The sequence below is a fragment of the Actinomyces sp. HMT 175 genome (assembly GCF_016694895.1).
Lineage (GTDB): Bacteria > Actinomycetota > Actinomycetes > Actinomycetales > Actinomycetaceae > Actinomyces > Actinomyces oris.
The window spans coordinates 576,852-589,327 of sequence record NZ_CP068012.1 but is presented as its reverse complement, the minus strand read 5'-3'; the positions used below and the strand labels follow the sequence as shown (position 1 = coordinate 589,327).

General features: G+C 66.8%; 9 protein-coding genes. 4 read left to right on the top strand and 5 right to left on the bottom strand.

Annotated elements, in window-relative coordinates; all coding sequences use genetic code 11:
- Positions 1-112: 112 nt before the first annotated feature.
- A complete protein-coding gene (locus JJJ14_RS02450; protein ID WP_075418155.1) occupies positions 113-619 on the top strand; it encodes a ClbS/DfsB family four-helix bundle protein in 507 nt (168 codons plus the stop codon).
- An 89-nt stretch (positions 620-708) separates the two neighbouring features.
- Here the strand turns inward: JJJ14_RS02450 and JJJ14_RS02445 are convergent, their stop codons facing one another.
- The 5 genes from JJJ14_RS02445 to JJJ14_RS02425 form a co-directional block, all read right to left on the bottom strand.
- Positions 709-2,079 (bottom strand): aspartate aminotransferase family protein, encoded by a 1,371-nt coding sequence (locus JJJ14_RS02445; protein WP_201444605.1) that lies wholly within the window; start codon positions 2,077-2,079, stop codon positions 709-711.
- Between the two features lie 243 nt (positions 2,080-2,322).
- Complete coding sequence (locus JJJ14_RS02440; protein WP_236592886.1) at positions 2,323-3,837, bottom strand: APC family permease; 1,515 nt, start codon at positions 3,835-3,837, stop codon at positions 2,323-2,325.
- A complete protein-coding gene (locus tag JJJ14_RS02435) occupies positions 3,834-4,694 on the bottom strand; it encodes a universal stress protein (RefSeq protein WP_010614465.1) in 861 nt (286 codons plus the stop codon). Before JJJ14_RS02435 ends, JJJ14_RS02440 begins: the two co-directional genes overlap by 4 nt.
- A 30-nt stretch (positions 4,695-4,724) precedes the next feature.
- A complete protein-coding gene (locus JJJ14_RS02430; RefSeq protein ID WP_101559871.1) occupies positions 4,725-6,152 on the bottom strand; it encodes an aminobutyraldehyde dehydrogenase in 1,428 nt (475 codons plus the stop codon).
- A 300-nt stretch (positions 6,153-6,452) separates the two neighbouring features.
- Entirely contained in the window at positions 6,453-8,033 is a 1,581-nt protein-coding gene (locus JJJ14_RS02425) for a PucR family transcriptional regulator (protein WP_201444604.1), read from the bottom strand.
- A 192-nt stretch (positions 8,034-8,225) separates the two neighbouring features.
- Here JJJ14_RS02425 and gabT point away from each other — a divergent pair, with 192 nt between their 5' ends.
- The 3 genes from gabT (at position 8,226) to JJJ14_RS02410 (ending at position 12,451) form a co-directional block, all read left to right on the top strand.
- Entirely contained in the window at positions 8,226-9,548 is a 1,323-nt protein-coding gene (gene gabT / locus JJJ14_RS02420) for a 4-aminobutyrate--2-oxoglutarate transaminase (RefSeq protein ID WP_010614462.1), read from the top strand.
- Positions 9,549-9,628: 80 nt separating this feature from the next.
- On the top strand, positions 9,629-10,879 hold the full coding sequence (locus tag JJJ14_RS02415; RefSeq protein ID WP_010614461.1) for a Glu/Leu/Phe/Val family dehydrogenase: 1,251 nt from the start codon (positions 9,629-9,631) through the stop codon (positions 10,877-10,879).
- A gap of 39 nt (positions 10,880-10,918) precedes the next feature.
- Positions 10,919-12,451 carry an NAD-dependent succinate-semialdehyde dehydrogenase gene (locus JJJ14_RS02410; protein ID WP_201444603.1) on the top strand — a complete coding sequence of 511 codons (1,533 nt, stop codon included), beginning with the start codon at positions 10,919-10,921 and terminating at the stop codon, positions 12,449-12,451.
- Positions 12,452-12,476 lie beyond the last annotated feature (25 nt).

Sequence of the window (12,476 nt, the reverse complement as noted above, 5' to 3'; positions counted from 1 at the left end):
GTAGGTTGAGTCTCGGGTTCGTAGGTTAAGGGTACGAACCCGAGGGTTAACCTACGATCGCACGCCTCCGACTGCCGCCGGCGGGCCGGCAAGGATGGAGAAGGGAACCGCCGTGAAGGACTACGCCTCCGGTGAGGAGCTCATCGCGGAGATCCGCAAGCGCGCTGAGCTGTTCATCGCCGAGTTCGACGACGTCCCCGCCTCCGAACTCCACACGCTCAAGGACGGGGTGGACCGCACGCCGGCGCAGATGCTCGCCTACCAGCTGGGGTGGATGGACCTGCTGCTGGGCTGGGAGCGCGATGAGCAGGCCGGACGCGAGGTGGTCACGCCCGCTCCCGGGTACCGGTGGAACCGACTCGGCGATCTCTACAGCGCCTTCTACGAGCAGTGGCGTGACGCCTCCCTGCCCCGGCTTCAGGAGGCCTTTCGGAACCGGGGCGACGACGTCGTCGCCCTCGTGGCATCGCTGAGCCGGGAGGAGCTCTTCACCTCCGGGCAGCGGGCGTGGGCCTCCTCGACGCCGTCGGCCTGGCCGGTGGCCACGTGGGTGCATATCAACACGGTGGCGCCCTTCACCTCCTTCCGCACGAGGATCCGCGCCTGGAAACGCCACTGAGTGCCACCGAGCGCCACCGCGGGTAGGACACGATTCATGGGGGCCACCGACGTCTTCGGTGGCCCCCATGAGATCAGAGAGTGCTGACGTCACTTGGAGGTGATCGCCTCAGCGAGCTCCTCGAAGCAGCTGACGTAGGCGTCGATCGCCTCGTCCGTGTGGGTCACTGACAGGGTCCACTCCTCCTCGCGGCCCGGAGTCATGAAGATCCCCCGGTTCATGTTGAACAGCCACGCGAGCTCGGACAGCTCCGCGTTCTGGTGCTCCTTGAAGGACTCGTAGTCGACGACCTTCTTGGGGGAGAAGGTGACGCACCCCTTGCCGCCGACGCCCACCGCGTAGCCCGGAAGGTTGTAGCGCTCAATGACCTCCGTGCAACCCGCGAGAATGCGATCGTTGAGGTGGTCGAGGTGGGCGTATGCCTCCGGGTTGAGGACCTTCTCGAGGTTGGCCCGCACTGCGGCCATCACCAGGGGGTTACCGTTGTAGGTGCCGACCTGGAAGACGGTGTGGTCCTCCACCACGGACATGACTTCCTCGGTGCCTCCGATGGCGCCCGAGGGCAGACCGCCACCGAGGGCCTTGGCCATGGTCACCAGGTCGGGAGTCACTCCGAAGCGCTGGGTGGCGCCGCCCGGACCGATGCACAGGCCGGTCTTGACCTCATCGAAGATCAGGACGACGCCGTGTCGCCGGGTGATCTCGCGGACCTGCTCCAGATATCCCGGTTCCGGCAGCACGACGCCCAGGTTCATCATGGCCGGCTCCATGATGACGCAGGCGGGCTTACGCCCCTCATCAGTCAGCCGGATGATGCGGCGCTCCATGGCCTCGGCATCGTTGAAGGGAACCGGCACCGTCATCTGGACGGTGGCGTCGGGAATGCCGCCTCCGTAGGGCAGCGATGCCAGGTTGTCACGGTCACCGATCTTGTCGTACTCGACGCCGATCGAGACCATGACGGTGTCGTGGTGCCCGTGGTAGGAGCCGAAGATCTTCATGACCGTGTCGCGACCGGTGTAGGCACGTGCGATGCGGATGGCATCCATCGTGGACTCCGAGCCCGAGTTCGTGTAGCGCCACTTCGGCAGCCCCCACCTGCTCGAGAGGTTCTCCGCCACCGCCAGGGCGTCCTCGGTCGGGGCGGCGAAGTGGGTGCCCTTGCCGTACCGCTCCTGAATGGCTTCTCCGATCACCGGGTGGGCATGCCCCTGAAGCATCGATCCGAAGCCGTTGTGGAAGTCCCACATCTCGTTGCCGTCGACATCCCAGACCTTCGGCCCCTGCCCCCGTTCGAGGTAAATGGGCCAGGGCTCGCGCAGCTGGTATGAGGAGGCGACACCGCCGGAGAGACTGTTCCTCGCGCGGTTGTACATATCGCCGGATCCCTTGGTCCGTTCATTGAGGCGCTTGGACTCGATCTCCGTCAGCTCAGCGACTCGCTCCATGTTGATGCTCATTGCTCACTCCTTCGTGGTCCGGCCTGGCGTCCACATATCGTGTGTTTGATTACCGGCGCATCGATCAGCTGTGTCCGTCGATGCGATGACAATGTGTTTCCTCTCAGTTCCTTCCGCCGGCCTGGCGCGGAGGGAGCTGTTTTCATGTGTGCGCGTTCGCTCCGGTTCACCGGCGGTCACGACGCAGCACGGAGCGGATAGGTTTCGTCACCGTCTTCAAAGACAGTCGCCACCTTCATCTCCTCAGTGACAGCGTCGGATCGTGCGATCACCTCCCCACGGAAGAAGGCCGGTGCTCGGACGTACTGCACAAGCATCAGTACCACGCCCAGGAGAATGAGGGCGAGGGTGAGGACGAAGACGAGACCGACGCCGAAGACCTGCGATCCCGACCCATACTCCGGGTCGAGGGAGTCCTTCAGGGTCAGGCCGAGGAGCGAGAAGAGGATGAGACCCCCCCAGCCCCGGCGAGACCAGCGTGAAGAAGAAGTTCCTCACTGAGGAGAACCATTTCCCTCGAAAGTACCATACCGCGGCGAAGGCGGTGAGCCCGTAGTAAAAGGCGATCATCGCCCCCAGGGTCTGAACCGTGTCCCACAGGACGGAGGTGGATACGAAGCGCAGCAGCGTGTAAAAGGTCGAGGCGGCGATCGCCGAGACGACTGTTGCGCACCCGGGAGTCAGGAAGCGCGGAGAGATCTCACCGAGCTTCTCCGGCATTGCTCCGTAATACCCCATCGACAGGAGGGTGCGGGCGGGAGAGACGAAGGTGGACTGCAAGGACGCCGCCGACGAGACCAGCACCGCCGTCGACAGGAGGATCGCGAACGGCCCCAGAACCGGCCTGGCCAAGGCGAAGAAGACATTGTCCTGAATCGCAGGATTGCCCAGCCCTATCCCGTCCTTCCCCAGACCGGCGAACATCATGGATCCGATCGTGACGAACATGTACACCGAGACGATGGTCATGACGGTGAGCACGGCGGCGCGCCCCGGGGTGGAGCTGGCGTCGTCGGCCTCCTCATTGACCGTCAGCGACACGTCCCAGCCCCAGTAGATGAACAGGGACAGGGAGACGCCCGCCACAAAGGTCCCCAGCGAGTCGACGGCGAAGGGATTGAACCATTCGAGCTTCAAGGGCGTCGGATTGACAGCGGTGCCGGTGAAGTAGCGGTAAATCGCCACCGCGCCGAAGCCGAGGAACACCGTCAGCTGAAACCCCACCAACCAGTACTGGAGCTTCTGGGTGGTCTGCATGTCGCGATACGCGATCCAGGTCGCCAGCGTGATGAAGACCAGGCAGGTGAGGGTGTTGACCCATACGTTGTCGGAGAGATCCGCAATGGCGGGCCTGCGAGTCACCTGTGCGAGCAACAGGTAGAAGAAGTCGACCGCGATGGCCGCGAGGTTCGACAGGACGACGACGGTCGCCACAATCAGCCCCCATCCGTTCATCCACCCGATCCACGGACCGAAGGCGCGGGTCCCCCAGGTGAAGGAGGTGCCCGAGTCGGGCATCGCCGCATTGAGCTCTCGGTATCCGAAGGCGACCAGGAGCATCGGGATGAACCCGACGAGGAAGATCGCCGGCACCTGTTCGCCCACTTCTGAGGCGGTCGGCCCCAGTGCGCCGGTGAGGGTGTACGGAGGCGCGATGCAGGACACGCCGATGATGATGGCGCCGAGCAGGCCGACAGAGCCCTCAGCCAGTCCCTTCTTCGACAGCCCGCCTCCAGAGTTCGTGGTCGCGGCGCTCATGTTCCACCTCCGACGTCGGCCGGATCAGCCGGGACGGCGACGAGCGGCACCGGCAGGACCCGCAGGATCTTGTTGGCGTCCGGCCCCAGGAACAGGCGCCCGCTCTGGGCCAGGCGCGCCGACCCCAGGAAGGCCAGCTCATTCCTGCTCCACTCCATGGCCAGCACGGCGGCGCTCATGGAGTGGGCGTGAACGATCTGGACACGCTGGTCGTCCAGCCCGGTGAGATCCAGGCGCACCTCGGCGAGCAGGGCCTCAGTCCGCTTCTCGATCTCCGCGGTGTCCTGTGAGTCCCCGGTGGCCACCGTGACGAGACGCAACGGGACACCGGCTCTGTCTGCGAAGGTCCTGGCCTTACTGAGCACTCCCCTCCACCTGCCGGACTCACCCAGCATGACCGTGATGCGTGAGAGCCCGTCGAGAGGGGCGTGCCTCATGCCGCGCGGGGACAGGGCGACCGGAACAGTCGAGGAGTTGAGCAGCGTCTGCCCCACGGAGCCGAGGGACACCCGCCCCAGGACCCCGTGACGGCCTCCGCCGGCGACGAGCAGGTCGGCCTTGAGCTCCTCGGCCGAGGCGATGATGCCCTCGGGGAAAGAAAGGCTGTACCGCAGGTACTTGTTCACCGGCACACGGGGCCGATGCTCCTCCATGATCTCCGACATCCAGTCGTCGACCTGCGTGGCGACGACGTCCTGGAAGGCGTGATCGGTGACGTCAAGGACGTAGCGTCCCCCGCCGCCCTTGACGACGGTGACGAGATCGAGTGGGCACGAGAACGCTTCAGCGAGAGACACCCCGAGGTGGTAGGAGTCTCGACCGCCGAGCGAGTTGGTGAAGGCCGTCAGAATGCGCATGGGGGTGACCTCCTGTTCGCTTCCGGGGCGTCACAGGGCACTCATGACGTGCTTGATACGTGTGTAGTCCTCCACGCCGTAGACGGAAAGGTCCTTGCCGTAGCCGGACCGTTTGAAGCCGCCGTGCGGCATCTCCGCGACGAGGGGGATGTGGCAGTTCACCCAGACGCAGCCGAAGTCCAGGTCCCTGCTGAATCGCAGGACACGCTGGTGGTCGGTCGTCCAGATGGACGAGGACAGGGCGTAGTCCACACCGTTGGCCAGGGCCAGGGCCTCGTCGTCGGAGGAGAACTCCTGAACGGTCAGGACCGGCCCGAAGATCTCCTGCTGCACGAGCGCGTCATCCTGCTTGAGCCCTGAGATGACGGTGGGCGCGTAGTAGTAGCCGCTCTCACCGACGCGGTGGCCGCCGGTCAGCAGGTGGGAGTGCGCGGGCCGCTCCTCAACGATCTTCTGCACGGAGGCGAAGTGGCGGGCATTGTTCAGGGGTCCGTAGAACGCCTCCTCCTCGGGAATCGGGCCGGTTCGCAAGGACTCGGCGTGACGCACCAGCGCGTCGGTGAACTCCTTGGCCACCGAGGCCTCGACCAGGACGCGGGTGGCAGCGGTGCAGTCCTGCCCGGAGTTGAATATCCCTGCGGCGGCGATGCCCTCGGCAGCCGCCTCGATGTCGGCATCGGCGAAGACGACGGCGGGGGCCTTGCCTCCGAGCTCGAGGTGAACGCGGGTCACGTTGCCGGCCGCCTGCTCGGCGAGATCCGAGCCTGCGCGCACCGATCCCGTGAGCGCAACCAGCCCGGGCACCGGATGAGCGCTCATGAGGCGCCCGGTCTCGCCGGTGCCGAGCACCAGGTTGAAGACCCCGGGAGGGAGGATCTCACTGGCGATCTCAGCGAAGACGATAGCGCTCTCGGGCGTGTTCTCACTCGGCTTGAGCACCACCGTGTTGCCTGCCGCCAGAGCGGGCCCGACCTTCCAGATGAGCATCATGAAGGGGTAGTTCCACGGAACGATCTGCCCGACGACGCCGATGGGCTCGCGGCGAATCTGCGAGTTCAGCCCCTCGGCGTACTCCCCCGAGGCGACACCCGACTGGAGACGGGCGGCCCCGGCGAAGAACCGCAGCTGAGAGGCCCCTGTCACGACTTCCTCCGCCCGGATCATCTCGGCGAGCTGACCGGTGTTGCGGCGCTGAGCCTCGACGAGACGGTCGGCGTTGGCCTCCAGGGCGTCGGCGAGCCGGAGCAGGAGCATCTGCCGTTCCGCCGGCGTTGTCAGCCGCCAGCTCTCGAATGCCTTGAGGGCGGCGTCGTAGGCGGCGTCGACATCGGCGGAACCCGAGACCGGGCACTGCGCTACGACCTGTTCCGTTCGAGGATCCACGACGTCGAACGTGGCATCGGTGGCTGCCGGAATAAATTTTCCGTTGATAAAGTTCTGGAGGAGAGGAAGGCTCATGTGAATCACTCTGTTTCTTGGCTTCGGCGGGACGTCGGTGTCGAGGTGAGAAGTTTCGAGAGTCGAAAGAAATGAGACGGCTCGGGCCTCTACTGCCCAAGCTCACGCAGGACCGGCGCAGGCCACATCGCCGCCGGCGCCCGATGCGCTACAAGTTCTGCTACGACAACGCGGGCTAAGGTCCTAGGTGACGGCGTAATAGTAAACACACACCACCAAGTATGTCGAACATCACGTTCCACACTTCAAGGAATCGCATCAAAACGCGGAAAAGTCACCCTTGTGCGAGATGACAAGCCGTCACTCCGCCCAAAAATGTAACGCAAACCACAAATTCGCCCGCTGCTCGGCATCCTCGATGTCGACGCCTAGTGCCCTCCTCAGGCGCACAAGACGTGCGGGGACGGAGTTTCGATGCACCCCCAGACGCTCGGCGATGCGCTGCACCGCCCCGGCCTCGCTGAGGTAGATCCTCAACAGCTCGAGCAGCTCGGGCTGATCGGCGACGCCCCCGAGGCGAGCGCGGGCGAAGGCTTGGGCCCGCTCCTCGTCCAGGAGGTCCGTGACCGACGGCAGTCCCGAGGTCTCCCAGCACACCGCCTGTCCGAGCTGCCGAGTTCCGGTGCAGACGGACAGCGCCTGCTGTGCGCCCCGCGGCAGATCAGTGACGCCGACAGGACCGCTGACGCCGATCCGCATCCGCTCCGTCCAGGGCGTGACACTGCCGTCCTCAAGAAGGGAGGGAACGCGCTCGACCTCACCGAGGATCATCAGGCGGGTCCCGCCCCGGTCCGTGCGCCACAGAAGCTGCTCCCCCACCGGAGCCCCCCGACTCTCGACGAGCAGGCGGGCCAGCACTGTGGAGAGCCCGGCAACGTCAGCACTGCCACCCTCGAGGCAGACAACCCGCCACTGATGACCACCACCGGTAGCGGGCACCGATCGCCGCTCCGGAGACGGCAGGCGTGTGAGGACGAGCTCCTGAACCTGGTCCGCCAGCGCCAGCCCCTGCGCGATGTCACCCGCCAGGAGATGCCGGGTGGAGGCCCCCACGAGCTGGAGGAGCCATCCGGTGAAGGCCTTGGAGGACTCGGCGATGAGATTCAGAAACGACCAGGCGAGATCGACCCCCAGGGTCTGAGCGCGCGTGAGCGTCTCGCGCTGAACGGTCGCCAGGTAGCGCTCGGGCTCGCCGGTGATGCCGACCGGGCGGACGACCAGCCGCATGTCGCCGAGGCCGACCGCCCCGGCTCCTCGCATCCCTCCCGGACGGATCCTGTCGATGCACTCGGCGACCTCGTCGTCGATTCCCGTCGCCTCCGGCCCGAAGGGACCGACCACGGTGCGTCCCGTGGCATCCCGCAGGGACACCTCGCCCCGGAGGATCGAGGCCAGGGCGCGCATGATCGCGCTCTGGTTGTCCTTGGCGGCTGCACGCGTCAGCTGTTGCAGGACCAGGGTCTCCTCGTCTCCCGCCCCCTCGGCACCGATCTCAGGCTCGGTGGCCTGAAGCATGGCCCCGACCTCGCGGCTGATGGAGGCGAAGGAGACCTCGAGGGGGACCTCGATGAGATTGAGACGCCCGGCCCTGCAGGCCTCGCGCAGGTCCTCGGGCACGGTGTCGAAGGCGATGCCGGTCCCCAGTCCGAGAGCCGCGACTCCCGCCTCGACCAGTGATGCCACGTACTCCCGCCACGTGGCCGCCTCCGCATCGGCCATGACGAGACCCGTGGTGAGAACGAGCTCGCCGCCCTCGAGGTAGGAGGCCGGTTGGAGGAGCTCGGTCGCGACGACCCAGGTGACCGCGGCGTGCGGTGCGGGCAGAAGCACCGCGCGAACTCCCAGGTCCGCTCCATCGATGAGATCCGACACCAACACCATGCCTGGATTCAAACACTATTCTATGCATCACGCACAGGATTCGCGAGATTTTGTGCATTGGGCTTAGGTGCTCAGACCTAGAGGCGGGCATAACCTGAGACGGAACTCATAGCCGAGCACGTTTCTACGACAACCCGGAGCGCCCTGTTCCGCTGCAGATCTCCGCCCGTCACGACACACTGTGAGGTCCATATGGCAACGCTGCCCCAGACCATTCATCTCGCCACTCCTCTGCCCGGTCCCGAGGCCCGCGCCCTCGACGAACGCGCAGGTACCGCACTCCCACGCGCCCTGACCGCCGCCATGCCGACATTCGCACGGCGTACGGACCGAGGCGTCCTGGAGGACGTGGACGGCAACCGTCTCATCGACTTCGGATCCGGCATCGCGGTGACAACCGTGGGCGGTGCGGCGGCGCCCGTCGTCGCTGCAATCCAGGAGCAGGCCGAGAACCTGACGCACACCTCCTTCGCCGTCACGAGGTACGCCGGATACGTCGAGGTCGCCGAACGCCTGAACGCCCTGACCCCGGGCAGCTTCCCGAAGAAGACCGCGCTGTTCAACTCCGGGGCGGAGGCCGTCGAGAACGCCATCAAGCTCGCACGCAAGCACACCGGCCGCCAGGCAGTGGTCTGCTTCGACCACGCCTTCCACGGACGCACCTCCCTGACCATGGGACTGACGGCCAAGGTCGCCCCCTACAAGGGCGGCTTCGGCCCCTTCTCCCCTGAGCTCTACCGGGTCCCCGGCTCCTACCCGTACCGCGACGGACTGGACGGCGAGGCCGCCGCCGAGCGCACGATCAGTCAGATCGAGAAGCAGGTGGGGGCATCCTCCGTCGCCGCCGTCATCATCGAGCCCATTCAGGGCGAAGGCGGGTTCATCGTGCCGGCGCCCGGCTTCCTCACCGCGCTCCAGCGCTGGTGCCATGACAACGGCGCGGTCTTCATCGCCGATGAGATCCAGTCGGGAATCGCCCGCACCGGGGCGTGGTTCGCCTGCGACCACGAGGGAGTCGTTCCCGACCTGGTGACGACCGCCAAGGGCCTGGCCGGAGGCACCCCCTTGTCGGCGGTCACCGGTTCGGCCGAGATCATGGACTCCGCCGAACCGGGCGCCCTTGGCGGCACCTACTGCGGTAACCCCCTGGCCTGTGCCGCCGCCCTGGCGACCCTGGACATGATCGAGGAGCACGATCTCCTGGGACGGGCCCGCACGATCGGCGAGACCGGCATCCGCCTGATGGAGCAGTGGAAGGCGAAGGACCCCCGCATCGGCGAGGTCCGGGGCAAGGGCGCCATGATGGCTCTCGAGCTCGTCGACCCCGACTCGCAGAAGCCCGATGCCGCACTGACCGCCGCCGTCGCGCAGGCCGCGCGCTCACGCGGTCTGATCCTGCTCACCTGCGGCACCTACGGCAATGTCATCCGCCTCCTGCCACCGGTGACCATGCCGGACGAGCTGTTCGCCGAAGGCATGGAGATCCTCGAGCAGGCGCTCCGAGACCAGCCCTGATCCCCTCTCCCACCCACGTCTTAAGGCCGCACCGGCCCCGGATCACGCTGATCCACCCGACCGACCCAGGAGGTAGCTCCATGCCCTCGACCCCTCACCCCCTCACCGATGCACGGGCGCAGCTCGCCGAGGCGATCCAGTTCCTCGGCTTCGACGACGGAATGCGCCGCATGCTTGAGACCGCCCGTAAAGAGGTGACGGTCGCCATCCCACTGCGACGCGACGACGGCACGATGGAGCTGCATATCGGCCACCGCGTCCAGCACAACATCTCTCGCGGCCCCGCGAAGGGAGGGATCCGTTACTCCCCCAACGTGGACCTCGACGAGGTCCGAGCGCTGGCCATGTGGATGACATGGAAGTGCTCTCTTCTCGATCTGCCCTACGGCGGCGCGAAGGGAGGGGTCCAGGTGGACCCCCGGGCCCACTCGGAACGAGAGCTCGAGCGACTGACCCGCCGCTACACCTCGGAGCTGATCCCCCTGATCGGCCCCGACAAGGACATCCCGGCTCCCGATATGGGGACCGACGAGCAGACCATGGCCTGGATGATGGACACCTACTCGGTGGCCACCGGGCACACGGTTCTGGGAACCGTCACGGGCAAGCCGGTCAACCTCGGCGGGTCACAGGGGCGGGCCGCCGCCACCTCCCGCGGCGTCGTCTACTCCGTCCTCAACGCGATGGAGAGCATCGGAGTGAATCCCTCGCAGGCCACCGCGATCGTTCAGGGCTTCGGCAAAGTCGGTCGCGGCGCTGCCCGCTTCCTCCACGAGGCGGGCGTGAAGGTTCTGGCCGTGGCGGACGTCTACAGCACGATTCGCAACGACAAGGGCATCGACATCCCCGCACTCGAGGCCTTCGTGGATGAGACCGGCACCGTCGACGGGTTCCCCGGCGCGGACCCGATCCCTGCGAGCGAGCTGTTCGCCGTCGCCTGCGACGTCGTTGTTCCTGCAGCGGTCGAAGGGGTCATCACCGAGCAGACCGCGCCATTGATCGACGCCAAGCTGGTCGTTGAGGGCGCCAACGGCCCGACGACGCCCACGGCCGACGCGATCCTGGCCGACAAGGGGATCCTGGTCGTACCGGATATCCTCGCCAACGCCGGTGGCGTCATCGTGTCCTACTTCGAGTGGGTACAGGCCAACCAGTCCTACTGGTGGACCGAGAAGGAGGTCAATGAGCGCCTGCGCACCAGGATGGACAAGGCCTGGAACGAGGTCACAGACTTCTCCAGGGAGCACGGACTCTCGCTGCGCACCGCCGCGACGACGATGGCCGTCAAGCGCGTCGCCGAGGCCCACGTCTCCCGCGGTCTCTACCCGTGATGCGTGGCAGGCGACAGTCGATACTCAGGGAGCACAACCATGGCTGACACACGACCCGGCGCGGCAACTGACACAGCGGCGTACACCACCCTCGGAGCCCACCCGGCTCTGGCCGACTACCTGCACAGGATCCGCCCCGAGGAGGGGATGCTCCTGGGCGGGCGGATGACGGCAGCCTCCGACGGCGGAACCTTCGACGTCGTCGACCCCGCCAGCAACGCCGTATTCGCACGCTGCACGGATGCGACTCCGGCGGATGCCGCACGCGCCGTCGACGCGGCCTCCGAGGCGCTGCCTGCCTGGAGCGCCACCCCGCCCCGGCAGCGCGCAGAGCTGCTGCGGACCCTGTTCGACCTCATAGTGGGACAGGTCGAGGAGCTCGCGGTGCTCATCAGCGCCGAGAACGGCAAGTCCCTGGACGACGCCAGGGCGGAGGTCCTCTACGCGGCGGAGTTCTTCCGATGGTTCTCCGAGGAAGCCGTGCGCACCGAGGGCGGTTTCGGCTCCTCCCCGGCGGGCGGGACCCGGACGATCGTCACGCACCGCCCGATCGGGGTGGTCGCCATGATTACCCCCTGGAACTTCCCGGCGGCGATGGGGACCCGCAAGATCGCCCCGGCCCTGGCCGCCGGGTGCACGGTGGTGCTCCGTCCCGCGTCCCTCACGCCCCTGACGGCGGTGGCACTGGGACATCTGATCCAGCAGGCCGGCGTGCCCGCGGGCGTGGTGAACATCGTGCCCTCGAGCCGTTCCGTGGAGGTCTCGACGACGTGGCTCGAGGACTCCCGGGTCCGAGCCGTCTCCTTCACCGGTTCCACCCAGGTCGGTCGTGTGCTCATGAAGCAGGCGGCGGAGAAGGTCCTGGTGTCGTCCATGGAGCTCGGGGGCAACGCACCTTTCGTGGTGGCGGCCGACGCCGATATCGACGCCGCGGTGACGGGTGCCGTTCAGGCCAAGCTCCGAGGCGGGGGCGAGGCCTGCACGGCCGCCAACCGCTTCTACGTCCACCGTGACGTCGCCCAGGAGTTCACCGAGAAGTTCTCCGCCGTCGTCCGCGACCTGAGGGTGGGGCCGGCCCTGGCGGACGAGGCGAACCAGATCGGCCCCCTGGTGACACCGGCTGCCCGCGACAAGATCAACGCCCTGGTGGACGGGGCGGTGGCCGGGGGCGCCGTCGTCCACGCTGAGTCCTCCTGGCCCCAGGAGTCTCCGGGGGCGTTCGTCCCGGTGCGGGTCCTGACGAATGTCGCCCCCGACGCGGAGATCGTGCGCACCGAGATCTTCGGCCCCGTCGCCCCGATCGTCACCTGGGACGACGAGGACGAGCTGCTGACGTGGATCAACGATACGGACTACGGGCTGTCGGGCTACGTCTTCTCCCGCGACCTCGGGTGGGCGCTGCGCCTGGCCGAGCGCATGGAGGTTGGGATGGTCGGTGTCAACCGTGGGCTCGTATCCGATCCCGCCGCCCCCTTCGGGGGTGTCAAGCAGTCCGGTATCGGGCGTGAGGGCGCGCGTGAAGGGATCCGTGAGTTCCAGGAGACTCAGTACTACTCGGTTGCCTGGGGCTGAGGGGCCCGTCCCCGAGCAGTGCGCG